Origin of the sequence: Streptomyces sp. 2131.1 (assembly GCF_900105515.1) — a bacterium.
GTDB lineage: Bacteria > Actinomycetota > Actinomycetes > Streptomycetales > Streptomycetaceae > Streptomyces > Streptomyces drozdowiczii.
Map to the genome: position 1 here is coordinate 773,723 of NZ_FNSY01000001.1, position 26,383 is coordinate 800,105.

Sequence of the window (26,383 nt, forward strand, 5' to 3'; positions counted from 1 at the left end):
CGGACGCGCCGGAGGAGTTGCTGACGGAGGCGACGCTACGGGTGAGTAACCTGGGCCGCAATACCAGGTCATCAAGTTTTCGCGCGAGAGTGCGATGGGGTCGCTTCTTTCGCATCGACTGAGCAGAGCGGCCGGAAAAACTGTCTCCCGATGACAAGTTCCGGGGGCGGCCTGCGAAGCCCGTATGCCGCACAGCGCATCGAGAAGCGCTCCGGACCGGCTCGAATACACAAGTGACAGACGGGATTCCGCATGTCTGGCCGGCCCGAGTCGCCGCGGCGCAGGCGAGGGTCTGCGCACGAAGTGACAAGACGGCCGGATCTCGTACTCATCCCTGACGGAGATACGGGCCCCGCCCATAGATTCTCATACGACGGCATTGTGTCCCGGTGTTTCCCGCCAGTAACCTCACGGCTCGGTGAATGGGATTTCGTATCGGCCCCGTCCGACGCCGTCCCGGCACCCGCATTCCGCATTCCGTGCTCAATTCGCTGCGCACATCGGAAACAAGGGGAAGACATGAGAACCTCGAACCGGGTACGTGTGGGGCTGTTGGCCTCCTTCACCGCTCTCGCCGCCGTCGCCTCCATCGGGTCGGCCACGGCCGCCACCCAGCTGAACGGCGACTGGGCACCCTTCAGCCGCTGCCCGGTGGACGACCCGGCCATGCTGGCGGCGGACGGGGCGACGGACATCGCCATCTGCGTCACCTCGCACTCGGCGAGCGGCTCCATCAAGCTGGGCAACACCGTGGTGCCCTTCGGCGCCAGCGACCTCCAGATCGGCGTGGTCAACCACCCGGGCGCCGTCTCGACCGTGGTCTCCCCGAAGGGAGGGGCACTCGTCGCGGACTCCGCGAAGGTGCCGGGCGGTCTGCTCGGCCTGATGTGCCCCAGCGACGTCCCCGTGATCACGGGGATCTGCAACACGCTCACCGACGCCAGTCTGAACCGGGTGACGGCGACCCTCGAGTCGGTCAACACCCCGACCGGCTTCCAGCTCCTGGCCGGCGCGACCACCGGCAAGCCGATCATCACCCTCCCGGTCCGCATCCACCTGCAGAACCCGCTCCTCGGCGACAAGTGCTACATCGGCTCCGCCTCGGACCCGATCCTGCTGAAGCCGCAGAACCTGACCCAGCCGGCCGTCACGAGCGAGAACTTCGCCGGTGACGGAACCCCGGACCCGAACGGCCCGATGAGCCGGCTCAGCCTCCAGGGCGCCACCCAGACCGACACGACGTACGCGGTCCCCGGGACCAACGGCTGCGGCCTCCTCGGCTCGTTGAACTGGGCGGTCAACCTGAAGACGGGCCTGCCGGCGGCCGCGGGCAAGAACAGCGTCACGCTCAACAACGCGCAGACCGACGTGGCGGCGATGGGCGCCCCGGGTGACATCGCCCCGAACGCGGGCAAGGTCCTGTCGCAGTACTGGCACTCGGCGGTGCGGTAACCGTCCTCGCGTCCGGAGCCCGAAGGGGCCACCTCCCTCGCGGAGGTGGCCCCTTCGGGGTGTGCCGGCCGGGCGGCGGGCTACGACTTGGGCTTCGTGCCGGGCAGTTCCGCCGGAGCGGGCGGGCAGTAGGAGCTTTCGGGGAAAGCGGGATAGCAGGTCGGAGCCTGATTCATGAAGATCCGGTTGCCCGGGCCCGAGATCGCGGCGGTGAACAACGGATTCAAGTCCTCGCCACCCGTTCCGCAGCCGGTGAAGGGCGGGATGGTGACCTCGCCGTCCAGGCGTCCGCCCAGGGCCACGTTCGTATACGCCGACCCGCCGCTCAGCACGACATCGAACGGCTTCGCCGTCCTGCAATTGTTTCCCACGTCCAACGGCGTGCCGTTGACCTTGACGTCGTGGATGCGCAGGGACTGCTTGAAGTAGACCGTGGAGAACGCGGCGTCGAGGTCGTAACCGATGTTGCCGATGGAGATGGTCATGGGTCCGGTCTCGAAGGACACCTTCGCGGTCACCGGCTGGAAGCCGAAGGTGAGAAAGGTCGAATCGGCGTCCGGGAGTTCGATGTTCGCGAGGTTGTCGATGCGGAGGTAGCGTCCGCGGCCCTCCGGATCCTCCCAGTCGTCCGCCTCTCGGCTCGATATGCGCTTCGTCGACAGCACGGAGATGAGCGCCGGGTGATCGGGATCATTGACGACCATGGCCCCGTTCAGCTTTTGGACATTGGCGAGACCCAGCACGTTGGCACACATGAAGGCACCCGGGAGTTCGATCACATTGACAGGACGGCCCGGTGAGGCTTGTGGTGCATGGCTCGAGTCCATCTCTCCCACCGGCGGGTCGACCGGGCAGTAGTCGGGGTCCTCGTCTTCCTCAGCGGCCGACGGTTCCACCGCGATGCTCTTGTCCCTCGTCCGGCCGGAGCCACCAACCGGAGTGGGGGACGTCTCGGGGGTGCCCGACGGCTCGGCGCCGGTGCCGGTGCCGTCGGTCACACGCGTGGTCGCGAGGTGACCGTTCGCGCCCTCCTTCAACCGGCACGTCACCGTGGTCAGAGGGGGCGCGGTCTTCTCGGGTTCCGCCGTGGCGGACCGCAGCTCGATCGTCAGCTCCTTGACGGAGAAGTCGACGTCACCCGCGGCCCCCAGCGTCACGTAGGGGACCTCCCCGGAGTGGACGAGCGCCACGTCACCGTCGGCGGGAAGGGGGGTGCTCGGCGCGTGCAGCTCCCACGGGGCCTCTGTGGACTCGCCGTTCTGGGCGACTTTCACCTTGAGCGACGCCCGGCTCACGAACGCCTCGGTGCCTTCCGGCAGCAGCCCCGCGAGGTCTGCCCGCGAGAGGGTGACGGTGAGCGTCACGGGCCCCGGTTGTACCGGGCGGCCGACCTCGCCGGTCGCCGGCACGTCCACCGCAACGCCGACCGCTGCCGTCACGGTGCCCGTGTCGTTTTCCTCGGCCCCACAGGCTGCGGCAAAGCCGACCGGTCCGGTGCTCTCGTCAGCGGCCGAACCTCCGCCGGACAACAGACCGGCGAGCAGGGCGAGACCGGCAACGGAGGCGACCCTCACGGAACGCCCCGCACGGGTCACGGGTATCTGGGTGTGCATGTCGGGGTTGTCCTCCACGGGTGCGATCGGTAGTACAACTGCGGTGGCGCCCGCCCGCGAGCGCCGGAATCACTGAGGCCGGGCCCGGCCGGAGAAACATCGCGGTCGGCCCACGCCGGCACCTTGAGCCCTACGAGACCCTGATCACTGGTGCTGTGCCGGATGACGCCATGACCATGTGCAACGAGGCGTGGAGCGAGACGACGTCGCCGTTGTTGATGAGCCCGAGGCAGTTCGCACCAGAGGTGAGCAGGCCACCGGCCGTGTCACCGAGGACGAGGTTGCCGGTGCCGTTCTCGTAGTGCCCGTGGAGCGTCCCCTTGAAGTCGGCGGTGCAACCGAACCCCTGCCAGTGTGCCGAGACGTCGCTGACACGGACGTCCACCCACGTCGCATGGGAAGCGTTCTGCCCGAGGAGGTGGATGGCCCACGGAGCAGCGCCCTTCGTCATGACGAACTCGATGCCACCGATCGAGCAGTCGGTGGCGATGGCGTCGATCGCGCCGATCCGGCCTCCGGTCGCAGTGGTTGCCTCGAGCTTCCCAGCGGTCACGTCGAGGGAGGCGCATGCCAGTGCCGCGGCCGGAACATCCAGCCAGGGCTGGACAGCGTGAGCGGTGTACGCCCCTGCGGGCGTCACGCGCCACGAGCCCGTCGTGGCGGCCGAGGCCGACGACACGGCCATCCCGAGGGCAGCGGCAAGGGCAGCGGCCACGACGGTGAACCGTCGTGCGGGGAAGTTCACGAACTCACATCCTCTGGGTCGTGGCGCCGCCTGCGCGATGCCCCCAACGAGAAGGCCGGGCCGGCCGCGAAGAGGCTTCGCGGCCGGCCCGTACCCGTGTGCTCCTGGGCCCTTACGGCGTCGTGATCTTCGGCGAGGTGCCCGTCGAGGTCACCTTGACGAGGTACGAGGCCTTGAAGGAGGCCACGTCGCCGTTGTTGATCAGGCCGAGGCAGTTGGCGTTGGACGCCTTCAGCTCCGTGCCCGAACCGTCGATGACCAGCCTGCCGGTGCTGTTGTCGTAGTACCCGTACGCCTTGCCCTTGAAGTCGGCCACGCAGCCGAAGCCGGTGATGTGGGCCGAGATGCCGGTGACGTTGCCCTTGACTCGGTTCGCGTTCGAGGGGTCCACCCCGGTGACGTTGATCGTCCACGGCGTCGCGGTCATGGAGACGGTGAAGGTGATGCCACCGACCGAGCAGCTGGTGAAGCCGATCGTGCCGATGGTCGCCATGTTGGCTCCCGTGGCGCTGGTCGCATTGACGTTGCCCGCGGTCACGTTGGAGGAGGCACACGTCAGGGTCGCGGCGGGGACGGTCAGCGTCGGGTTGGCCGCGCTGGCGGTGTACGCGCCGTTCGGGGTCGCCGACCACGAGGCCGTGGCGCCGGCGGAGGCCGAGGTGGCCGCCATACCGAGGGCGGCGCTGGCGGCGGTGGCGATGATGGCGGCTCTACGTGCAAGGGTGTTCACGGAATCCGGTTCCCTTCGAGGGTGTGTGACCTACACCGGGGGGCCACTTCCGGCCGGGTAAGGGGCGCTCCCGGAGTGGGGGGTCACGAGACAGGAATGTGGCAGTCCGACCTGACGGGCTGCTCGACCTCTTGCGTTCGGCGATGACGCTACGGGCGAGTAATGTCGCTCCGCAACACGCTGGGACAAAGAATCTCCACAATCATCGTTCTCTCTCAGAAATTGCTTGCGAGGCGAGTACGGCGCGCGGATTTTTTATCGAGAAGTGAGCAGTTCCCCGGAGCCGGGACGCCGACTCCTGCTCACCCGATGACGGAACGGCACCCCGCTCAACCTAACGCCCCACGTCACGGCCCTAACGTACGGCCTCACCCGCCCAACGCGCCGATCGCCCCGCCACACCCTTGACTTCGCCCCGCCGGCCCAGTGGAATTCACCGCGAATAGCGAGGGGGAATTTTTCGGGAGCCGGGACCACGCGGCGGAGCCACCGCCGCATTACCGGAATCCTGGCCCCCGCATCAGCGCCGCACGAGTCATCCGCGAGTCGGTCGCGAGTGCGGAGGCCCATCGAAGCGGTGGCTGAAAACAGCCGATACATGGCCCATACATTTCGTCTTGTCCTGCCTGTGTTCAGAGCCACATACGTGGACTATCTTCGGCAACCGAAGTTGGTACGCACCTGAGAACGGCTGGGAGCGCTCTCCCGTCCGTCACCCCCCATCGGGCGCCGAAGAGCAAGAAGGGGTCAAGGTATGCCGGGAGTTGCGCAACCCTCGGAGCTGGGAGAGCCGCTGGGACCGCTGCCGCAGGAGTTCGCCACGATCGTGCGGCCCGAACTGCCCAGCCTCATCAAGGAGATCGGCCTTGAGGTCACCCGCGCCTACCCCGAGTACGCGCGACTCCTCGACGGCCCGTACGGCCAGGGCATCCGGGTCGGCGTCGAGCAGAGCATCTCCGTGTTCGTGGACCAGGTGGCCGAGCCGACCGCCCCCTCCGCGCTGCGCGACGAGATGTGCCGCAGGTTCGGCCGGTTCGAGGCGTACGAGGGACGCAGCCTGGACCAGTTGCAGGGGGCGTACCGGCTGGGCGCCCGGGTGGCCCTCCGCCGCGCGAAGAAGATCGGCAGGCGTTACAACCTCTCCCCCACGATGATGCTGACGTTCGCGGACGCACTGTTCAGTTACGTGGACGAGCTGGAAGCCCTGTCGCGCGAGGGGTACCTGGAGGTGCGGTCGGCCTCCGACGACCACACGGACACCTTGCGGCGCAGGCTGCTCCACCTGATCCTCGCCGGGCGGCCGGTGCCGCGCGTGGCCATCGCGGAGCTGTGCGAGCAGACCGGCTGGACGCTGCCGGACGAGGTGACCCTCGTAGCCGTCCGCCCGTCCCCCGATCTGGACCGGCTGGCGATCGACCGCGACGTGCTCGTCGACTTCACCGACCCCCAGCCGCACTTACTGATCCCGGGTCCCTTCGACGACATGCGAAGACGCATGCTGGAGCACGCGCTCCCGGGGGTCCGCGCCGCCATCGGCCTGACCGTCCCCTCGTCGCTGGCCTCGGACTCCATCCGCTGGGCCCGGCGGGTGCTGGAATTGGTGGACGCCGGCGTCATCGACGACGCGCCGGCCATCCTCTGCGACGACCACCTCATCACCCTGTGGCTGCTGTCCGATCCGGTCCTCCTCGACCAGCTCGCGCGCCGCGAACTCGCCCCGATGGCCAACATCAGCGCCAACCGGCGTGAACGGCTCATCGAAACCCTCAGGATCTGGCTCGACACCCGGGGCACGGCGGCCCAGATGGGCGAGCTGCTCGACGTGCACCCCCAGACCGTCCGATACCGGATGCGCAATCTGGAATCGATCTTCGGCGATCAACTGGTCGATCCGGAGGCGCGGTTCTCGACGGAGACCGTGCTCCGCGCCATGCAGCTGCGCGCCCGCAGCAACGACACACCCATCTGAACAGCGCGACGCGTCCTCAGCCCGACGAGCACTTCACGCGAAGTCAACCTACTTGCTGGTAAGGGGAAATAGCCGGTCATTCCCAAACGGTTGCCACACGGAGACGTACTCAACGAGAAACCAGGAACTGCGTCTCGTTATATGGAGTGGAGTCGGTCCGCCCACCCGGCGGCCCGAAGCCCGACCTCCTGGCCACCATCGAGAGGGAACCCCCAATGACCGCCTCACACCTGCTCGTCCCCGTCCCGATCCCGGACCGCATCGCCGCGCTCATCGGCGCCTGCACCCCCGCGCACATCCTCCAGGCGGAATTCGACGCCGACTGCGCCGCGCGCGAGGTCCGCAGGTTTCGCGGGCCCCGGCTGGGCATCGAGGACCAGGCCGACCGCGAGCAGGCCCTGTCGGAACTGGCCCGCGCCAACAAGGTGCTCGCCGCCCACCATCCCCGTCTGGTGGTGCGCCCCGGTTCCGCCTGGTGAACCCGTAGGGCGACCCGCTCCCGCACCTTGCGAAGAGACCGCCGCACCCTTACCTTACTCAAAAGTAAGTTTACTCCAGAGTAAGGAACTGGCGTGGCCGACAACAGCAGCGGCAATGTCACCGACGAACTGGCCGCCCTCGACTTCGCGGCCGTCTCCCCGGAGGAGTTCGCGCGGATCGTGAAGGGCCTGTCCGCCAAGCAACTCGGCGAGGTCATGCACGGGGAGCTGCGCGCCCGGGTTCTCGGCGAGGTCTTCGGCCGGATGAAGCAGCAGTTCCGCCCGGAGGCGGCGGGGGCGCTCACGGCGCTGATCCGCTGGAAGATCACCGGTGACACGGAGGTGGTCTACGAGACCTCGATCGCGGACGGCACCTGCGCCGTCAGCGAGGGCCGCTCGGACGCCGAGCCGCGTACGACGCTGATCATGGCGGACGCGGAGTTCCTGAAGCTGGTCTCCGGCAACGGCAACCCCATCACCATGTTCATGATGCGCAAGCTGAAGGTGGCCGGTGACGTCGGTCTGGCCTCGGGCCTCACGCGCTACTTCGACATCCCGAAGGCGTGAGCCGATGAGCTACTTCTCCCTCGCGCTCACCGAGGAGCAGCAGGACCTGCGCAACTGGGTGCACGGCTTCGCCGCCCAGGTGGTGCGCCCGGCGGCGGCCGAGTGGGACGCCCGCGAGGAAACGCCCTGGCCGGTCATCCAGGAGGCCGCGCGGATCGGTCTCTACGGGTTCGAGTCGCTGGCCGACATGTACGGCGACCCGTCGGGGCTCTCCCTCCAGATAGCCAACGAGGAGCTGTTCTGGGGCGACGCCGGCATCGGCATGGCCCTGTTCGGCACCTCGCTCGCGGTCGCCGGGATCTTCGCCTCCGGCACCCCGGACCAGCTCGCCGAGTGGGTCCCCCAGTGCTACGGCGACGAGGACGACCCGAAGGTCGCGGCGTTCTGCGTCTCCGAACCGCAGGCCGGCTCCGACGTCTCCGCGATGACGACGAGAGCCCGGTACGACGAGGCGAGGGACGAGTGGGTGATCTCCGGCCAGAAGGCGTGGATCACCAACGGCGGGATCGCCGAGGTCCACGTCGTCGTCGCCTCGGTCGACCCCGCGCTCGGCGCGCGCGGGCAGGCCGCGTTCATCGTGCCGCCCGGCACGAAGGGCCTGGCGGCGAGCCGCACCATCAAGAAGCTCGGCCTGCGTGCCTCGCACACGGCGGACGTCTTCCTGGACGAGGTACGGGTGCCGGGGCACTGCCTGCTCGGCGGAAGGGAGAAGCTGGACGCCCGCCTCGCCCGCGCCCGCGAGGGCTCCACCGCCAAGGGGCAGGCCGCGATGGCCACCTTCGAGGTCAGCCGCCCCACGGTCGGCGCCCAGGCACTGGGCATCGCGCGGGCCGCGTACGAATACGCGCTGGAGTACGCGGGCGACCGCGAGGCGTTCGGGCGGCCGATCATCGAGAACCAGTCGATCGCGTTCGCCCTGGCCGACCTCCGTACCGAGATCGAGGCCGTACGGCTGCTGATCTGGCAGGCCGCGTGGATGGCCCGCAACGACCGCACCTTCGACGCCGGACAGGGCTCCATGTCCAAGCTCCGCGCGGGCGAACTCGCGGTGGCCGCCACGGAGAAGGCCGTCCAGATCCTCGGCGGCGCCGGCTACAGCCGGGAGCACCCGGTGGAGCGGATGTACCGGGACGCCAAGATCTACACGATCTTCGAGGGGACCAGCGAGATCCAGCGCCTGGTCATCGCACGGGCGATCTCCGGGCGCCACATCCGCTGAGCGCGGGGGCGGCGGGCGGGCGCGGAACCGGGCCAGCGAGGATGAGCGGGTCCGATACCACAGCCGCACCCGGGGGAAACGTCATGCCCGCCGTCCCGCGCCCGTCCGTCCTCCTCGTCACCGACCTCGCCTACGAGGCGCGCGGCCGGCGCTACTGCGACGAGGACATCCGCCTGACGTCGCGGCTGCGCGAGGACTTCGACCTCGCCCTCTGCCATCCGCGCGACGCCGCCGCCCTGCTCGACCGCTTCGACGCCGTCGTCGTACGCAACAGCGGCCCGGTCCTCCACTACCGGGAGGCGTACGACGCGTTCCGGGCGCGGGCCCTGGAGCTGGGCACCCGCGTGTACAACCCGCTGACCGGGCGCGGGGACATGGCGGGCAAGCAGTACCTCGTCGACCTGAGCCGGGCCGGGTACCCGGTCATACCCACCGTGGACCGGGCGTCGGACCTCGGGCTGCTGCCGCCTGCCGAGGGCTATGTCGTCAAGCCGAAGCTGGGCGCGGACTCGGTCGGCCTCACCTTCGTGACGGCGCCGGAGCTCGATCCCGCCGCCGACGGCACCCTGCTCGTCCAGCCCCGGATCGACTTCCGCTACGAGGTGTCCTTCTATTACGTCGACCACGACTTCCAATACGCGCTGCACGCCCCGGACCCGGAGCGGCGGTGGGTGCTGGAGCCTTACGCGGCGAGCGCGGCGGACCTGGCGTTCGCCCGGTCGTTCGTGGAGTGGAACACCCTGGAGCACGGCATCCAGCGCGTGGACGCCTGCCGGACGGCGGACGGCGAGCTGCTCCTCGTGGAACTGGAAGACCTCAACCCGTATCTCTCGCTGGACCGGGTAGCCGCCCCCGTACGGGAGGCGTTCGCCGCCCGTATGACGGTCTCGCTGCGGGATCTGCTCACCTGACACGTCCGGACGTGCCCCGCATGCGGGTGACACCGAGCGATGTGAGGGTGCAAAGGTGACCACTGCCAGCGAGACCGCCCCCGCCGCGCAGAGTGCCGCAGCGCCGCCCGTGCTCGACCCACGCCGCCGCAACATCGTCTTCGCCACGATCGTGCTGGGCATCCTGCTGGCCGCGCTGGACCAGACGATCGTCGGCACCGCGCTGCCGACGATCGTCTCGGACCTCGGGGGCGCCGCCCACATGTCGTGGGTGGTCACCGCCTATCTCCTCGCGGAGACCGTGGCGACGGTGCTGGTCGGCAAGTTCGGCGACCTGTTCGGGCGGAAGATCGTCTTCCAGCTGTCCGCGGTCATCTTCATCACCGGTTCGTTCCTCTGCGGGCTCGCGACGAACATGACGCTGCTGATCGTGTGGCGCGGCCTCCAGGGCATCGGCGCCGGCGGTCTGATGGTCACCTCGATGGCGCTGATCGCCGACGTCATCCCGCTGCGCGACCGGGGCAAGTACCAGGGCGCGATCGGCGCCGTCTTCGGTGTGTCGACGGTGATCGGTCCGCTGCTCGGCGGACTGTTCACCGACCATCTGACCTGGCGCTGGGCGTTCTACGTCAATGTGCCGATCGCGATCGTGGTGGTCATCGCGGCGGCCCGGACGATCCCGTCGGTCAAGGCGGCCGGACGGCCCGTCATCGACTACCTGGGCATCGCGCTGGTCACCGTCGGGGCCAGCGCCCTGATCCTGGCCACCAGCTGGGGCGGCAACGAGTACGCCTGGGGCTCCGGCGTCATCATCGGCCTGTTCGTCCTCGGTCTGGTGGCGCTCGCGCTGTTCTGCCTGGTCGAGTTCCGGGCGAAGGAGCCGATGCTGCCGATGCGGCTCTTCGGCAACCCGGTCTTCACGGTCTGTTCGATCCTCAGCTTCATCGTGGGCTTCGCGATGCTCGGCGCGATGATCTTCCTGCCGACGTACCTCCAGTACGTGGACGGCGACTCGGCGACCCTGTCGGGGGTGCGGACGCTGCCGATGGTCGTCGGGCTGCTCGCGGCGTCGATCTTCAGCGGCAATGTCGTCAGCAAGACCGGCCGCTACCGGATCTTCCCCATCATCGGGTCACTGGTCATGGCGGTGGGCCTGTTCCTGCTCTCCCGGATGGGCCCGGACAGCGGGGTCTGGCTGGAGTCGCTGTTCATGCTGGTGCTCGGCGTCGGGATCGGACTTTCCATGCAGGTCCTGACGATCGCCGTACAGAACACCGTCGACTACGCGGACCTGGGCACCGCGACCTCGGGCGTCACCTTCTTCCGTACGCTCGGCAGCTCCTTCGGCACCGCGGTCTTCGGCACGATCTACGCGAACGCCCTCGGCCCGCACCTCAAGGACGGGATCACCGAGGCCGCGCGGGCGGGCGGCGATCCGGCCGTCCTCGCGAAGGCGTCCCAGAGCCCGGAGGGGCTGCACGCGCTGCCCGCCGCCCAGTCGGAGCCGCTGGCGCAGGCGTACGCGGACACCCTGCACACGGTGTTCCTGTGGACGGTTCCGGTGGCGCTGCTCGGGTTCGTCGTCGCGCTGTTCCTCAAGCAGGTGAAGCTGCGGGACACCGTACGGGCGGGCTCGACGGACATGGGTGAGGGCTTCGCCTCGCCGAACACCCAGGACCCGGCCCGGCTGCTGGAGTTCTCGGTGGCCAAGGTGCTGCGGCGGGTGGACCCGGAGACGGCGCGGCGGATCGTCGTGGAGTCGGACACCCGGCTGGACATGGCGGGCGCCTGGGCGGTGATGCAGGTCGAGCTGTTCACGCGGATGGTCGGTCACGCCGGGCTCCGGCTGATCGCCGCGCGGCACCGGATTCCGCCGGAGGTCCTGGTCCCGGTCTTCGACCGCATGATCGAGGAGGGGTTCCTCACCGGGGACGGCCACCTGTTCCAGCACACCGCGGCCGGCAGCCGCGAGGCCCGGACCATCAACGACGCCTGGGCGCGCTGGCTCAACGACCAGCTCGGCGACGACGGCGAGCGCCCGGACGACGCCCGGCTGCGTGCGGCGGTCGACGTGATCGCGAAGCGGCTGCTGGCGGAGGACCTGACGCAGGAACTGGCTCCGGTGGCCCCGGCGGGCGCGCCGGTCTGAGCCCCGCCCGCGTCCTCAGTCCGCGAAGACCGCGGTCTCGTACACCCAGGCACCCTCGTACCGGACGAAGCGGCTCTTCTCGTACAGGGAATCGGCGCGCCCGCCCGCCGTGCAATGGGCGCGGAAGGTGACGGTGCCGGTGGTGTGGAAGGCGCTGCCCTCCGTGGTCTCCAGGACCTCAAGACCCTGCCAGCGCTGTCCGGGGTCGAGGTCGAGCACGCCGGGGCGGTGGTCCGGGTGCCAGGTGCGCAGCAGATACCCGGCGTCCCGGACGACGAAGGCCGCGTACCGCGACCGCATCAGCGCCTCGCAGGTCGGTGCCGGAGCCCCCGCGTGCAGCCGGCCGCAGCACTCGGCGTAGGCGGCGGGCAGCCCGCAGGGGCACGGCGAAACCGCGCTGATCTCGGGGGCGGGGGTGGTGCGGGGGCTCGCGGCGGACGGACGCCGGGCGCGGGAGGTGCGTCGGGACATGTGTCCATTGTGGCCTGCGGGACGCCCTCGCCCGACGGAGGGCTCTTTGTTCGGGCAGGTCAGGTCAGCAGGAAGTCTGCCTGGCCGGCCTTGGCACCCTGGATGAAGGCGGCGATCTCGTGGTGGGTGTAGATGAGGGCGGGGCCGTCGGGGTCCGCGGACTGGCGCATGGCGATTCTCCCGTCGGCCAGTTTCATGGCCTCGACGCAGTTGCCGCCGTTGCCACCGCTCCAGGGCTTGTACCAGCCCTCGGAGCCGAGGTCAGCGGCCGGCATGCCGTTGTATATGGGTGTCATCACAGCTCCTTGCGGAAGTCCCGGAGGAGTTCCTTCGTGCGTTGTGCAGTCGCGGCCTGGGCCGCCATGCGGTCCATGACTTCGAGGTAGGAGGCCACCTCCGGCCGCGCGTCGAAGTAGACGGCCCCGGTCAGGTACTCGCTGTAGACCATGTCGGGCAGCTCGGGGACGGCGAACCGGAACAGCACGAACGGCCCGTACGTCCCCGGGTGGTGACCGGTGGAGAACTCCGCGATCTGCAGGGTCACGTTGGGCATCGTCGTCGCTTCCAGGAGCTTGTCCACCTGGGCGCGCATGATCTCGTCGCTGCCCACCGGACGGCGCAGAACGGTTTCGTCCATCACCACCCACAGGCGCGGGGCGTCCGGCCTGGTCAGCAGCGACTGGCGTTCCATCCGCAGCGCCACATGGCGCTCGATGTCCTCCGGCCTGGTCTGGCCTATGGCCCCGGTGCGCATCACGGTCCGCGCGTAGTCCTCCGTCTGGAGCAGTCCGGGGACGAAGTGCGGCTCGTACATGCGCAGGAGGCTGGCGGCCCCCTCCAGGCTGACGTACATGCTGAACCAGTCCGGCAGCACGTCGTGGAACCGCTGCCACCAGCCCGGCCTGTTGGCCTCCTCCGCGAGCTCGACGAACGCGTCGTTCTCCGCGTCGGCGATCCCGTATGCCTTCAGCAGCGCCTGGACATAGGGGATCTTGAGAGCGACCTCGGCCGTCTCCATCCTGCGCACCGTCGCGGCGGTCACGCGCAGCACCTTGGCGGCCTGGTCCCGGCTCATGCCGGCACGCTCCCGCAGGTCCTGCAGACGCTTGCCGAGAACGACCTGGCCCACGGTCGGGGCGGACCGCGGTTCGCTCACTTCAGACCTCCCCATGCGCTGTATTGGGTGCAGTGTGCCATGCGCCTGCCGCCAAAGACACAGCCACTCTGGAATTTTCAGAGTGCCCCTTGCCAAGTGTTCCTGACAGGGGGAGAGTTGGTATCCGAATCAGTTGACCTGTCGTGCCCGCGCTCTTTTCCGAAGATCGCGAAGCGTGACGCAGCCCCCACTGTGAGGATTCGGTCGTGGCACCTGGCAGTGCGCTCATCCCCCGGCTCATGGATCTCAGCCCGGGGGCCGAAGCGCTCCGGTACTGCTTCGCGCTGCCCGCGCACCCCGAATCGGTCGCCGCCGCCCGGCGCCTGACGAAGGCCCGGCTCGGCGAGTGGCGCACGGGTGGCGACGCGCGCGACGCGGCGGTCCTGATCGTGTCCGAGCTGGTGACCAACGCGGTCGTGCACACGTCCAGCACGCGAGTGCTCTGCGAACTGCGGCGCCTGGACGGCCGGCTCCGCATATCCGTGCAGGACCAGGGGCGCCGGCCCGGCGGACCGCGCCTGGGCAGAGGCGCCGACGACGAGCACGGACGCGGCCTGCTGCTCGTCGACTCACTGGCCGGGGCCTGGGGGTCGCACGACGCCGGGGACCGCTCGGGCCGCATCGTCTGGGCAGAACTGCCGCACGGCTCGGAGCACTCATGCTGAAGAACGCCATGAACCACTTCCTCGGACACCGCCGCTCCCGCGAGCCCGCCGGTTCCGGCCGGGTCCAGCTGCCGCTGCCCACGACGCTTTCGGCGAGCCTGGGCTGCGACGCGGTCGGGGTGCCCGCGCGCCACGGCTTCCGCCTGATGTCCCATCTGCCGCGCACCGGCTGCGTCTTCGCGGACGCCGAGCGCTGGTGGTGGATCGTCCCGGCCGGCTCCGACCTCGACCTGGACTGGCCCGAGCAGGTCGCGTACGCGCGCGGGACGTGCGTACCCGCGGTGCGGCCCCGGCTGATCCACCAGCCCGACAGCCGTACGCCGTACACTCCGCCGATCCCGCTGTTCCTGATGGTCTGCCAGGTGACCGGCGTGACGCCGTCGTGGACCCAGGCGTACGGACCCCGAGCCGTCTCCGCCCCCTGACCGGACCGCCGGTCCCGTCCTCCCCTCCCCGGTCACACTGCGTTGTCAGTGGTCGGTTCTACTGTGGAACCACTGATCGAGAAGCCCGTGACATGCGGGTTCAAGGGGTAGGAATGGGGGCGGTCCCTGTGGGTGCCGTGGAGTCTGCCGAGTACGCTGCGTCCCGGTTCGGGGAGACCGGGATCGACGAGGACACCTTCGTCCTGCCGGACAAGTGGCGGCGCCTGGTCCATCCCCGGCGCGGGGGCATCGCGCGGACGCCCGCCCTGGCGGACAAGAAGCTGCTGGACGCGGTCGCGCAGCGGACCGCCGAGGAACAGGCGTGGATCCAGGAGTTCCTGGACGCGCCGCGCAGCGACGTCACCCTCGTCGCCGAGGTACGGCGGCATCTGGACGGGGAGCCCTCACCGGCCGGTGCGGCGGCCGTGGCGCAGATGACGGGAATGCACGCGCCGCCCGGCAACGCCTGGGCGGACAGCTGGGTGCGGCTGCACGGGCTGTCCTTCGCGGCCCTGGCCACGGTGGAGCTGTTCATGACCCTGCCGCACTACAAGCAGAGCGGTTCCCATCGTTACGACGCGTGGCTGGAGGCCTGGCCCCCGGACAGGGAGACGCAACCGTACTCCTCCTACGGCCGGGTCGCCGCCGACCGGGTGCGGGCCCTGCTCGCCGCCGCGGACGAGGGGACGTACCGGGCCACGGTCGAGGCGCTCTCCGCCTGCCGCACCGACACCCACCGGAAGGTCGTCGCGGCCTATCTGGCGCCGAGCGAGACCGACTGGGTCGCGGAGCTGTGCACCGACCCGCGGACGACGGGTTCGGCCGACTCCGGCCTCCTCTCCCTGGTCTTCTGCTCCCTCGGTTCGCCCGAGCAGGCCGCCCTGTTCACGAAGGCCTCCGGTTTCGACCGGACCATGAGCGCTATCGCCACGGCCGCCGAGGGCATCGGGACAGCCGTCGTCCCGATGCTCGCCAAGGAGCTGGAGAAGGGGTACTTCTACGCGGAGACGAAGCGGCAGCTCGCCGATGTGTTCGTCGAGTTCCCCACGGACGCGGCGTTCCGCGCGCTGCTGGCCCAGGCGGACGACAAGCAGATCCGCCCCGCGCTCCTGGAGGCGATGCGCCGCTACCCGGCCCGGGCGCTGCGGCTGCTCGCCGCGGACGCCCGCGACCGGGCGGGACTCCCGGCGACCTCGACATCCGGACTGCTCCACGCACACGTCGCCGCGCACCGCGCGCTCGCGGAGTCGGTGCTGCCGACGCTGGACACCGGCCTGGCGGAGATCGTCGAGCCCCTGCTGAACCCGGCGGACCGTATCGCGGACGCTCCGGCCGACGCCCTTCCGACCGTGCTGACGGCCCCGCCGTGGACCAGGGAGCGGACCAGGACCCGGCCCGTAGTCGTCGCCGGCCTCACGGCGGCCGGCGAGCCGGCCGTGGAGTGGCAGGACGGGGAGCGCGAGCAGTGGGCGGCCCGCAGCAGCTGGTACACCCGGCGGGAGCCGGTGAAGGACTGGGAGCAGACGCTCGCGTCGCTCCGCTACGGCCTCGACGCGTCGGACCTGCGGCCGGCCTGGATCTACGTCCACGGGCCCGAGGAGCGGGTCGCGCCCCTGCTCGACATCTGGGACCCCACCGATCTGTGGGACGGCGCGGACACGCTGAAGCCGGTGGCCGCCCGCTTCGGTCTCGCCGCCCTGCCCCTGCTGCTGCGCGCCGTACCGCGCCAGCCCAGCGCGCTCGCCCCGCTGCTGCTCCCCTTCGTCGACGCCCGGATCGCCGTACACATGGCCGACTGGGCGGTGCGGCTCAAGTCCACGGCCTCGGTGACCCGTTCCTGGTTCGAGCGGCACGGGGTGCGGGCCGCCCCGCTGCTGGTGCCCGGCGCCGTCGGCAAGGCCGGCAACGCACGGCGGGCCGCCGAACAGGCGCTGCTCCTGATCGCCACGCTGCACGGCGACGCGGTGGTGCGCGAGGCCGCCGAGGGGTACGGCGCGAAGGCGGCGGAGGCGGTGGCCGGACTGCTGGCCGCCGACCCGCTGGAGCGGGCGCTGCCCGCCACCATGCCGGAGCTGCCGGGCTGGGCGAACCCCGCGCTGCTGCCGCAGGTCGCGGTCGCCTCGGGCGGGGCGCTGCCCGAGGAGTCGGTCCGCCAGCTCTTGACCATGCTGGCCCTGTCCAAGCCGGGCGAGCCGTATCCGGGCCTCGCCGACGCGGTGCGCGTAGTGGACCCGGCCTCGGCGGCCGAGTTGGCCTGGGCGCTCTTCGAGCAGTGGCGCCAGGCACTCATGCCCGCCAAGGAGGCGTGGGCGCTGCACGCGCTGGGGGTGCTGGGCGACGACGGGACGGTGCGCCGGCTGACGCCGGTGATCAGGGCCTGGCCCGGCGAGAGTGCCCATCACCGGGCCGTGGAGGGCCTGGACGTGCTCGCGGTGATCGGCACCGACTCGGCGCTGCTCCATCTGCACGGGATCTCCCAGCGGGTGAAGTTCAAGGCCCTGAAGGTGCGGGCCACCGAGAAGATCGCCGAGGTGGCGGCGGGCCTCGGGCTGACGGGCGACCAGCTCTCGGACCGGCTGGTGCCCGACCTCGGCCTGGACGCGGACGGCTCCACGGTCGTCGACTACGGCGGCCGGACGTTCACGGTGGGCTTCGACGAGCAGCTGCGGCCCTACGTCCGGGACAGCGACGGCAAGCAGCGCAAGGACCTGCCGAAGCCCGGGGCGAAGGACGACCCGGAGCTGGCACCGGCCGAGCGCAAGCGCTTCATGGCCCTGAAGAAGGAGGTCCGGACGCTCGCCTCCGACCAGGTCCGCCGGCTGGAGGCCGCCATGGTGGCGGGCCGTTCCTGGACGGCCCAGGAGTTCACCGAGCTGTTCGTGGGCCACCCGCTGATGTGGCACCTGGTGCGCCGGCTGGTGTGGCTGAGCGACGCCGATGGGGTGACCACGGCCTTCCGGGTCGCGGAGGACCGGACGTTCGCCGACGTCGAGGACGACGCATTCGAGCTGCCCGCCGGGGCGGCCGTGCGGCTGGCGCACCCGTTGCACCTGGGTGAGGGGGTGACCGCCTGGTCGGAGGTGTTCGCGGACTACGAGATCCTGCAGCCCTTCCAGCAGCTCGGACGCCCGGTGTTCGCGCTGACCGATGAGGAGGCCGCCGGCCACCGCCTGGGGCGCTTCGAGGGGTACAAGGTGCCCACGGGCAAGGTCCTCGGCCTGGAGCGGTTCGGCTGGCAGCGCGGGAACCCGGAGGACAACGGCGTGGAGCGCTGGATCTCCAAGCCGCTGGGCGACGACCTCCACCTGGTGATCGCCCTCGGCGGGGGCATCGCGGTCGGCATGGTCGACGTGTACCCCGAACAGGTCCTGGAGACCGTCTGGCTCGACAGCCGGCCCTCCGACTACTGGGGCAGCCGCACCTACGACCTGCGGTTCGGCGATCTGGACGCCGTGGCGGCCTCCGAGCTGCTCGCCGACCTCGCCGCGCTCACCGAGGGCGCCGCATCATGACCGTACGGGACGAGACCCCCGCCGGACCGGGCGTGGCCGGTGCTGGGGCGCCGGTGCAGCGGCCGCCCGCCGAGGTGCGGTACGCGGGCGAGCTGGCCGCGCTCCGGGCCGGGGACCGCGATCCCCGGCCGCCGGGTTGGGAGCTGAGCCTGCGCGCGGCGCGGCGCTTCGTCGTCGGCGACCCGGAGGCGGGGATCAGCCGGAAGTTCGTCGGCAATCCGTCGCTCGTGGACCGGGCGCTGGTGACGCTGGCGACCAGCCGGGGTCTGATGCTCGTCGGGGAGCCGGGCACGGCCAAGTCCCTGCTGTCCGAGCTGATCGCGGCCGCGGTCAGCGGCGACTCGACGCTCACCGTGCAGGGCGGGGCCGCCACCACCGAGGACCAGATCAAGTACGGGTGGAACTACGCCCTGCTGGTCGCCGAAGGTCCCTCGACGCGTTCGCTCGTGCCCGCGCCGATGCTGCGCGGCATGGCGGAGGGGCGGCTCGTCCGCTTCGAGGAGATCACCCGCTGCCCACTGGAAGTCCAGGACTCGCTGCTGTCCCTGCTCTCGGAGCGGGTCGTGGCGATCCCCGAGCTGCCCGGCGCCGACGGCATGGTCTTCGCCCGCCAGGGTTTCAACGTCATCGCGACCGCCAACACCCGGGACCGGGGCGTCAACGAGATGAGCGCGGCGCTCAAACGCCGCTTCAACTTCGAGACGGTCTTCCCGATCCCCGACCTCGACACCGAACTGGACCTGGTGGAGGCCGAGGTGGCGAGGCTGCTGTCCGGCTCGGGCGTGCAACCGCCGCCCGACCGGGACGTGCTGGAGGTCCTGGTCGGCACCTTCCGGGAACTGCGCGCCGGGGCCGGTGCCAAGGACGGCCACGGCGGGGGCGGCGACCGGTCCACGGCGGTCATGAGTACGGCGGAGGCGGTATCGGTCGCCCACGCGGTCGGGGTGCGCGGCTGGTACCTGCGCGGCGAGCCGGGCAACGCGTCCGATGTCGTCGCCTGCCTCGCGGGCACGGCGGCCAAGGACAGCCCCGAGGACCTGGCCCGGCTCCGCCGCTACCTCGAACAGCAGGCCGGACGCCGCCGCACCCCGCAGTGGCAGGCCCTGTACGACGCGCGCCATCTGCTGGACGACTGATGACCGCCGTCTTCCTGGGCGTCCGCCACCACTCCCCCGCCTGTGCCCGGCTCGTCGAGCGCACCATCGACGAACTCCGGCCGGCACACGTCCTGGTCGAGGGACCGGCCGAGATGAACCCCCGGCTGGACGAGCTCCTCCTCGGCCACGAGCTGCCCGTCGCGGTGTTCAGCCACTACCGCGACGGGCGGCGCGCCGCGACGTCCTGGGCCCCGCTGTGCGATTACTCCCCCGAGTGGGTGGCGCTGCGCGCGGGCCGGGCGGCGGGGGCGGAGGTCCGCTTCATCGACCTGCCGGCCTGGCACCCGGCGTTCGCGGAGCGCACCAACCGGTACGCCGACGCGGAGGTCCGGTACGCGCGGGCGACCGAGCGGCTCTGCGAGCAGTTCGCCGTGGACTCCCCGGACGCGCTGTGGGACCGCCTCTTCGAGGCCGAGCCGGACGAGGGCGTCGCGGAACGGCTCGACGCCTACTTCGCGCTGGTCCGCGGGGACGCGGAGGCGGACGCCGGAGACCGGGCGCGCGAGGCGTACATGGCGTCGTGGGTGCGGGCGGCGGTGGCCGCGGCGGACGGCGGCCCCGTCCTGGTGGTGACCGGCGGCTTCCATCAGCCGGCCCTCCGCAGGCTCGCCGCGTCCGGCGGCCCGGAGGCGGTGCGCGACGCTGCACCGGGCGTGGAGCACGACGCGGTACGGGGCGTGGAGCTCGGCACGGCGCCGGGCGTCGACCTCGACGCGGTACGGGGCATGGCGCTCGGCACGGCGCCTGGCGTGGACCTCGACGCGGCGCCGGGCGTCGAACTCGGCGCGGACGGCTGGCCGCTGGTGCCGGAGCCTCCGTCGGGCGCGGACGCGGGGAGCTTCCTCGTGCCGTACTCGTTCCGCCGGCTGGACGCCTTCGCGGGGTACGAGTCGGGGATGCCGTCCCCCGGCTTCTACCAGGAGGTCTGGGAGCGGGGCCCGCAGGAGGCGGCGGACCGGCTGCTGCGGGCCGTCGTCGAGCGGTTGCGGGCGCGGAAGGTCCCGGTGTCGACGGCGGACCTCGTCGCCGCCCGCAGCCTGACCGAGGGTCTCACCGCCCTGCGCGGCCACCCCCGGACCGCCCGGATCGACGTGCTGGACGGCCTCGCGGGCGCCCTGATCACCGACGACCTGGACGGCCCGCTGCCGTGGACGGTCCGCGGCGCGATCCGCGCGGGCACCCACCCCGTGGTCGTCGAGATCCTCGCGGCCTGCGGTGGCGCGCGCACCGGACGGCTGCACCCCGGCACACCGGCCCCGCCGCTCGTCCACGACGTGGCGGCCCAGCTGGACCGGCTCGGCCTGTCCGGCGACCCGGCCCGCGCCCCGCGCCTCGACCTCACGGACCCGGGGGACCTGGAGCGCAGCCGGGCGCTCCACGGCCTGCGGGTGCTGGGCGTGCCCGGATACGAACGGACGGCCGGGCCCGCCCACGGCGTCGACCCGGTGTTCACGGAGCGCTGGGAGCCCCGCCCGGCGGACGGCCGCGACGCGGCCCTGGTCGAGGCGGGTGCGTACGGGGCGACCCTGGCGGAGGCGGCGGCCGCGGTGCTCGCGGAGCGGGCCCGTGAGGAGACGGACGCCGGTGCGCTGGCCGCCGCCCTGTTCGACACCGTGCTCTGCGGGGTGAGCGGCCTCTCCGCGCACCTCCTGTCCGAACTGGGCGCCCGGGTCGGCGTGCTGACCCAGCCGGGACCGCTCGGCGAGGTGCTGTCGGCCGCGCTGGGCCTCTGGCGCCACGACCGGGTGTTCGGGGTGGCCCGTGACCCTTTGCTCGCCGCCGTGATCGGCGGGGCGACGGACCGGCTGCTGTGGCTCCTGGAGGGCGCGCGGGGCCCCGGTGGGGTGGACCTGCCCCGCCTGCGCGCGGTCGTCGCGGTCCGGGACGCGCTGCGGCACGCTCCGGGCGTGTCGGGGCTGGACCGGAGTGCGGCGGCAGCGGTCGCCCGCCGCGTCGGCCGGGACGCCGGGGCGCCGTTCGACGTGCGGGGCGCCGCGTTCGGGCTGCACCACGTCCTGGCGGATCCGGCCTGGGCTGCGGACGGCACGGCGGACGCGGTGCGGGCGGTGGCTCTGTCGGGGGTGGAAGCCCTGGGCGACTGGCTGGCCGGTCTGTTCGCCGTGGCGCGGGACGAGGTGACGGCAGGGGTGCGTACGAACGGGGTCGGTGCGTCGGAGGGCGGAACCGGTGACGGGGCGCGCCCTGTACCGGAGGGGGCGGGTTCGTTGGTCGGGGTGCTGGACGACGTGCTGTGCGGACTGCCCGAGTCGGCGTTCCTGGCCGGGCTGCCCGCACTGCGTCAGGCCTTCGCGTTCTTCCCGCCGCGTGAACGGGAGCGGATCGCCTCGCAGCTGCTGGCGCGGCGCGGCCTGCGGGGCTCGTCGCGCGCCCTGTTGCGGACGACGGCCGACCCCTTGCTCATCGCCCGCGCCGGAGCCCTGGAGGACCGCGTGACCGGCCTGCTCGCCCGCTACGGACTCGACCGCCACGGAATCGGAGGAACCCCGTCATGACCGGGCCCCTCACCCCCGCACCCGGCGCTGACGGCGCGCCCGGACCCGACCCCGGTCTGGAACGGTGGCGTCTGGTGCTCGGCTCACCCGCCGAGCGGCACACGGGCCCGCTCGGCCCCGGACGGGCCGGCCAGGACTCCGCGCTCGACTGGCTATACGGCCGAGACCCGGACCTGGCCCGGCGAGGCGTGCGGCGCGCGGGCGCGGCCCCGCGCACGGGCGGCACCGGCCCTTCCCCGGTGACCGCCGTGGACTGGCTCGACGACATCCACCGGCTCTTCCCCAAGGAGACCGTCGAGCGCCTGGAGCGGGACGCCGTCGAGCGTTACGGCATCCAGGAGATCGTCACCGATCCGGAGGTGCTGGAGCGGGTCGAGCCGAGTGCCACGCTGCTGCGGGCCGTGCTGCGGACGAAGCACCTGATGAACCCGCAGGTGCTGCGCGCGGCCCGGCGGATCGTCGAATCGGTCGTCGCGCAACTGCTCGCCCGGTTGCGCCCCGAGATCCGGCAGGCCTTCCACGGCACCCGCTCCCGCCGCCCCAGCCGTACCCCGCTCGCCCGGAACTTCGACTTCGACCGGACCGTACGGGCCAACCTGGCGCACTACCGGCCCGACGAGCGGCGCCTGCTCATCGAGCGGCCCCACTTCCACTCCCGTACGCGGCCCCAGGTGACGCGGTGGCAGTTGATCCTCCTCGTCGACCAGTCGGGCTCGATGGCCGGTTCGGTGATCCACTCCGCCGTGACGGCCGCCTGCCTGTGGGGGCTGCCCGGCCTCAAGACGCACCTCGTCGCCTTCGACAGCAACGTGGTCGACCTGACGGCCGATGTGACGGACCCGGTGGAGCTGCTGATGCGGGTGCAGCTCGGCGGCGGTACGGACATCGCGCGGGCCGTGGCCTACGCGGCGGACCTCGTGGAGAACCCGCGCCGCACGATCGTCGCCCTGATCACCGACTTCTACGAGGGCGGCGACGCCCACCGGCTGCACCGCACCGTGCGCGCGCTCGTGGAACAGGGCACCACCGTGCTCGGGCTGGCGGCCCTCGACGAGGACGCGAACCCGGAGTACGACCGCGAGCTGGCCGGGCGGCTCGCCGAGGCGGGCGCGCACATCGGGGCGATGACGCCGGGCCGGCTGGCGGAGTTCGTGGCGGAGAGGCTGGGACGGTGACTGCGGAGACCACGCCCTCGGCCGCGCACTCCCCCGGCAGGCCCGATCTGCTGGCCCTCACCCCGGAATCGCTGGCCGCGCTCACCAACCGGGGTCTCGTCAAGCGCGCCGCGAAGGACCTGGACGCGGGCCTCGCACCGGAGTTGACGACCGACGCCGCCGCGACGGTGCGCGCGGTCTTCCCCGACGGCACGGCCACCGTACTGCCCGCCGGCGCCGGACTGGACGACGGGACCTGCGGGTGTGCCGCGACGGGCGTGTGCCGCCACCTCGTCGCGCTCGTCCTCGCGTACCGGCGCGGCGCGGCCGAAGCCCCTGCCGGGACGGCGCCCGCGGACTGGTCCCCGGGCGCCCTCGACGACGACACGCTGACGAAGGCGCTGGGCGCGCGCCCGGTCACGGCCGCGCGCCGCGTCCTGGGGCAGGGGTACTCCGCGGTGGTGCACCGGCCGACCCCGGAACGCCCCGAGCCGTGGGTGGAACTGCCGTCCTGCACGGTCCGTTTCCCGGTCCCGGACGAGATCGGTTACGCCACCACGGACGCCTCCGCCGCGCTGCGCGCCGAGGTCGTCGCGCTCGCCGTCTGGGCCTTCCGCGCCGCCGACGCGGTGGGAGCGGCGGAGCCCTCCGTCACCGTACGGGTGGGTGGCGGCGGTTCCGCGGGTGCGGTGGCGGAGGACGACAGTCCGCCACCCGAGGCCGGCGCGTCCCCCGCCTCGCTCACCGGTCTGGATGCCGCCACCGCCCTGGTCGACGAACTGCTCCTGGAGGGCGCCGCCCAGGTCGGCCCCGTCCTGACCGGGGCACTGGCGCGAGCCCGTGACGCGCTCGCCGCCGACGCGCTGCACTGGCCGGCCGCCGCGCTGGCCGAGCTCGTCGATCAGCTCACCGCGTACGCCGAGCGGGGCGCCGCGCACCGGCCCGAGCTGGTCGCCTCGCTGCTCACCGAGGTCCACGCCCGGCGGCTGGCCTCGGGCGTGCCCGGGGCGCTGGGCACGGGCGAGGCCGCGGACACTCCCCTGCGCCGGGTCCGGCTGACCGCGCTCGGCTGCCGGGTCCGGGGCACCGCCGAGTCCCTCGTCGCCGAGGCCCATCTGGCCCACCCGGACGCCGGGACGGTCCTGGTCCTCCGCAAGCGGTGGGACGACGCGGCCACCGGCCACGCTCTCGTGGGACGGCGGCTGTTGTCCACCACTCTCGGGGCGCTCGCGACCGGCAGCCTCGTCAGCGAGAGCGTCCGGCGCACCGCGGCCCGCACGCTGACGGTCTCGAGGGGCCGGCTGGGCGCCACCGCCGTCACACCGGTCGGCAGCTCCTGGACCCGGTTGCCCGCCCCGCTGCTCGTCGAGGACCTCGCCGCACTCGCCGCCTCGTGGGAGGGCAGGCCGCCCCGGCTGATCCGCCCCCGGGTGGCGGCCGAGGCGGTCCGGGTGGTCGCCCTGTCCGAGGTCGAGGGCATCGGCTACGACCCGGGCGAACAGCGCCTGGAGGCGGTGGTGCGCGACGCGGCGGGGAACCGCGCCGTGCTGTCCTCCGAGTACCGGCCGCAGTGCCCGGGGGCGCTGGACGCACTGGCCGACGCCCTGCGGCGCGGGCCCACGCATGTCAGCGGCGAGGTGCTCCGGGAGGGCGGCGGCATGCGGATCGACCCGATCGCGGTGCTCACACCTAGCGGGGTGACCGTGCCCGACCTGGCACCGGGCGACGGGGCCGGCGGCCTGGGCCTCATGGCGGAGCGGGCCCCGGGCCCGCTGACGGCCGCACTGGACGAGGCGGTGGCGGCCCTCGCCGCACTGGCCCACGGCGGGCTGCGCCGGCCGTCCGTCTCGGCCCTGCACCGGGTCGGCGAAGCGGCCACCGCCCTCAACCGGACAGGGCTCGGGCGCGCGGCGGCCCTGCTGCGTGCCGTGCTGTCCGCGGCCCCGGAGGCGACAGCGGCGGACGCGACAGCCGCGCCCGCCGCCTGGCTGGAGGCCCAGCTCCACGTCCTGGTCGGCCGCGAACTCCTCGCGGCGGAGGGCGCCGTCCCGCAGGGCTAGCCCAGGTACGCCAGCCCCGGGTGCGCCTTCGTGTAGCCGTCGAGCAGGCGGTGGGCGACGGAGACCGAGTCGACCAGGGGGTGCAGGGCGAAGGCCCGGACGGCGTCCGCGCGCGATCCGCTCGCCGCCGCGTCCAGCACCGCGCGCTCGACGGCCTTCACCGAGGTGACGAGGCCGACCGCGTGGTACGGCAGCGGGTCGACGGCGACCGGACGGGCGCCGTTGGCGTCGACCAGGCAGGGCACCTCGATGACGGCGTCGGCGTCGAACACCGAGAGGGCGGAGCGGTTGCGGACGTTGAGGATGAGGGTGGTCTGCTCGTCGCGGGCGACGGCCCGCATGAGGGCGAGGGCGACCTGCTCGTAGCCGCCCGAGTCCAGGTCGCTCTCCTCGCGCTCGCCGGCCCCGGCGACCTCCCGGTTCTCCGACATGTACGTGGCCTCGCGCTCGGCGCGGGTGCGGTCCCAGGTGGCGAGGGCGGGGGTCGCCGGGTCCTTCATCCGGCCGTAGAAACCCTCCTGCTGCTCGCGGAGGAAGGCGCCCCTGGTCTGCGCGGCCTCCTGGTAGGCGCGGACGGCCTCGCGGTTGAAGTAGTAGTAGTGCAGGTACTCGTTGGGGATGGCGCCCAGCGAGCGCAGCCAGTCGGCGCCGAACAGCCGGCCCTCCTCGAAGGAGCCGAGCAGGTCGGGGTCGGCGAGCAGGCGCGGGAGTTCGTCGCGGCCGGCCACGTACAGCCCGCGCACCCAGCCGAGGTGGTTGAGGCCGACGTAGTCGACGCGCGCCAGGTCCGGGTCGGCGCCGAGGACGCGGGCGATGCGGCGGCCGAGGCCGACCGGTGAGTCGCAGATGCCGATGACGCGGTCCCCCAGGTGGCGGGACATCGCCTCGGTGACCAGGCCGGCCGGGTTGGTGAAGTTGATGACCCAGGCGTCCGGGGCGAGCCGGGCGATGCGCTGCGCCAGGTCGACGGCGACGGGGACGGTGCGCAGCCCGTACGCGATGCCACCGGCGCCGACCGTCTCCTGGCCGAGGACGCCCTCGTCGAGCGCGACGCGCTCGTCGGCCGCCCGGCCCGCGAGGCCGCCGACGCGGATCGCGGAGAAGACGAAGTCTGCTCCGCGCAGGGCCTCGTCGAGGTCGGCCGTGGCGCGGACGGCCGGCGCGTCGGGGATGCCCTCGGCCTGTTCGGCGAGTACCCGGGCGACGGCGGTGAGCCGGTCGGGGTCCGTGTCGTAGAGGGTGACGGCCGTGACCCGGCCCTCGGCGTGGTCGGCGAGCAGCGCCCCGTACACCAGTGGAACCCGGAATCCGCCGCCGCCCAGAATTGTCAGCTTCACGCTTCCGCATGGTACGTGGAGCGCGGGGGCGGCCCGGCGGATCTTCGCCGGTCCGGGAGCCCCTGACGCGGGGCCCTGACGCGGGGCCCTGACGCGGGGCCCTGACGCGGGGCGGCCCGG

The 26,383-nt window shown here is 72.1% G+C and carries 21 protein-coding genes; 14 read left to right on the forward strand and 7 right to left on the reverse strand.

Translation table 11 applies throughout. The features are described from left to right. The first annotated feature begins 519 nt into the window (after positions 1 to 519). On the forward strand, positions 520 to 1,452 hold the full coding sequence (locus BLW14_RS03695; RefSeq protein ID WP_177153891.1) for a hypothetical protein: 933 nt from the start codon (positions 520 to 522) through the stop codon (positions 1,450 to 1,452). A gap of 80 nt (positions 1,453 to 1,532) precedes the next feature. Here BLW14_RS03695 and BLW14_RS03700 read toward each other — a convergent pair whose 3' ends face one another. From BLW14_RS03700 to BLW14_RS34980, 3 genes are all read right to left on the reverse strand, one after another. Then, entirely contained in the window at positions 1,533 to 2,981 is a 1,449-nt protein-coding gene (locus BLW14_RS03700) for a DUF6801 domain-containing protein (RefSeq protein WP_256332668.1), read from the reverse strand. Between the two features lie 214 nt (positions 2,982 to 3,195). Beyond that, complete coding sequence (locus BLW14_RS34975; RefSeq protein WP_256332669.1) at positions 3,196 to 3,810, reverse strand: hypothetical protein; 615 nt, start codon at positions 3,808 to 3,810, stop codon at positions 3,196 to 3,198. A gap of 112 nt (positions 3,811 to 3,922) precedes the next feature. Further along, on the reverse strand, positions 3,923 to 4,540 hold the full coding sequence (locus tag BLW14_RS34980; protein ID WP_256332670.1) for a hypothetical protein: 618 nt from the start codon (positions 4,538 to 4,540) through the stop codon (positions 3,923 to 3,925). Between the two features lie 754 nt (positions 4,541 to 5,294). On the opposite strand from BLW14_RS34980, the gene BLW14_RS03720 reads away from it, so the two are divergent. From BLW14_RS03720 to BLW14_RS03745, 6 genes are all read left to right on the forward strand, one after another. Continuing rightward, positions 5,295 to 6,509, forward strand: coding sequence for a PucR-like N-terminal domain-containing protein (locus BLW14_RS03720; protein ID WP_093704266.1), 1,215 nt, complete (start codon positions 5,295 to 5,297; stop codon positions 6,507 to 6,509). Positions 6,510 to 6,724: 215 nt separating this feature from the next. Next, positions 6,725 to 6,988, forward strand: coding sequence for a hypothetical protein (locus BLW14_RS03725; RefSeq protein WP_026243061.1), 264 nt, complete (start codon positions 6,725 to 6,727; stop codon positions 6,986 to 6,988). A 93-nt stretch (positions 6,989 to 7,081) separates the two neighbouring features. Beyond that, a complete protein-coding gene (locus BLW14_RS03730) occupies positions 7,082 to 7,555 on the forward strand; it encodes an SCP2 sterol-binding domain-containing protein (protein WP_093704268.1) in 474 nt (157 codons plus the stop codon). A gap of 4 nt (positions 7,556 to 7,559) precedes the next feature. After that, a complete protein-coding gene (locus BLW14_RS03735; RefSeq protein WP_093704270.1) occupies positions 7,560 to 8,774 on the forward strand; it encodes an acyl-CoA dehydrogenase family protein in 1,215 nt (404 codons plus the stop codon). Between the two features lie 83 nt (positions 8,775 to 8,857). Beyond that, a complete protein-coding gene (locus BLW14_RS03740) occupies positions 8,858 to 9,685 on the forward strand; it encodes an ATP-grasp domain-containing protein (protein ID WP_093704272.1) in 828 nt (275 codons plus the stop codon). A gap of 55 nt (positions 9,686 to 9,740) precedes the next feature. Beyond that, complete coding sequence (locus tag BLW14_RS03745; protein ID WP_093704274.1) at positions 9,741 to 11,813, forward strand: MDR family MFS transporter; 2,073 nt, start codon at positions 9,741 to 9,743, stop codon at positions 11,811 to 11,813. A gap of 15 nt (positions 11,814 to 11,828) precedes the next feature. Here BLW14_RS03745 and BLW14_RS03750 read toward each other — a convergent pair whose 3' ends face one another. The 3 genes from BLW14_RS03750 to BLW14_RS03760 are packed head-to-tail and all read right to left on the reverse strand — an operon-like array spanning position 11,829 to position 13,440. Then, the gene (locus BLW14_RS03750; RefSeq protein WP_093704276.1) at positions 11,829 to 12,284 is read right to left on the reverse strand and encodes a YchJ family protein; all 456 of its coding nucleotides are present in this window, start codon (positions 12,282 to 12,284) and stop codon (positions 11,829 to 11,831) included. A gap of 59 nt (positions 12,285 to 12,343) precedes the next feature. Then, complete coding sequence (locus BLW14_RS03755) at positions 12,344 to 12,580, reverse strand: DUF397 domain-containing protein (protein ID WP_073965751.1); 237 nt, start codon at positions 12,578 to 12,580, stop codon at positions 12,344 to 12,346. Next, positions 12,580 to 13,440 carry a helix-turn-helix domain-containing protein gene (locus BLW14_RS03760; RefSeq protein WP_093704278.1) on the reverse strand — a complete coding sequence of 287 codons (861 nt, stop codon included), beginning with the start codon at positions 13,438 to 13,440 and terminating at the stop codon, positions 12,580 to 12,582. The genes BLW14_RS03755 and BLW14_RS03760 overlap by 1 nt, the downstream gene beginning before the upstream one ends. Positions 13,441 to 13,646: 206 nt before the next feature. On the opposite strand from BLW14_RS03760, the gene BLW14_RS03765 reads away from it, so the two are divergent. The 7 genes from BLW14_RS03765 (at position 13,647) to BLW14_RS03795 (ending at position 24,926) form a co-directional block, all read left to right on the forward strand. After that, positions 13,647 to 14,105 carry an ATP-binding protein gene (locus BLW14_RS03765; RefSeq protein WP_093704280.1) on the forward strand — a complete coding sequence of 153 codons (459 nt, stop codon included), beginning with the start codon at positions 13,647 to 13,649 and terminating at the stop codon, positions 14,103 to 14,105. After that, entirely contained in the window at positions 14,099 to 14,530 is a 432-nt protein-coding gene (locus BLW14_RS03770; RefSeq protein ID WP_018519736.1) for a hypothetical protein, read from the forward strand. Before BLW14_RS03765 ends, BLW14_RS03770 begins: the two co-directional genes overlap by 7 nt. A gap of 137 nt (positions 14,531 to 14,667) precedes the next feature. Next, a complete protein-coding gene (locus tag BLW14_RS03775) occupies positions 14,668 to 18,042 on the forward strand; it encodes a DUF4132 domain-containing protein (RefSeq protein ID WP_256332672.1) in 3,375 nt (1,124 codons plus the stop codon). Beyond that, entirely contained in the window at positions 18,039 to 19,178 is a 1,140-nt protein-coding gene (locus tag BLW14_RS03780) for an ATP-binding protein (protein ID WP_093704284.1), read from the forward strand. Before BLW14_RS03775 ends, BLW14_RS03780 begins: the two co-directional genes overlap by 4 nt. Beyond that, positions 19,178 to 21,712, forward strand: a complete 2,535-nt coding sequence (locus tag BLW14_RS03785; RefSeq protein WP_093704286.1) for a DUF5682 family protein — start codon at positions 19,178 to 19,180, stop codon at positions 21,710 to 21,712. The genes BLW14_RS03780 and BLW14_RS03785 overlap by 1 nt, the downstream gene beginning before the upstream one ends. Further along, complete coding sequence (locus BLW14_RS03790) at positions 21,709 to 22,887, forward strand: VWA domain-containing protein (RefSeq protein ID WP_093704288.1); 1,179 nt, start codon at positions 21,709 to 21,711, stop codon at positions 22,885 to 22,887. Before BLW14_RS03785 ends, BLW14_RS03790 begins: the two co-directional genes overlap by 4 nt. Then, on the forward strand, positions 22,884 to 24,926 hold the full coding sequence (locus tag BLW14_RS03795; protein WP_093704290.1) for a hypothetical protein: 2,043 nt from the start codon (positions 22,884 to 22,886) through the stop codon (positions 24,924 to 24,926). The genes BLW14_RS03790 and BLW14_RS03795 overlap by 4 nt, the downstream gene beginning before the upstream one ends. Here the strand turns inward: BLW14_RS03795 and BLW14_RS03800 are convergent. Further along, positions 24,923 to 26,263, reverse strand: coding sequence for a 6-phospho-beta-glucosidase (locus BLW14_RS03800; protein WP_093704292.1), 1,341 nt, complete (start codon positions 26,261 to 26,263; stop codon positions 24,923 to 24,925). The genes BLW14_RS03795 and BLW14_RS03800 overlap by 4 nt on opposite strands. Positions 26,264 to 26,383 lie beyond the last annotated feature (120 nt).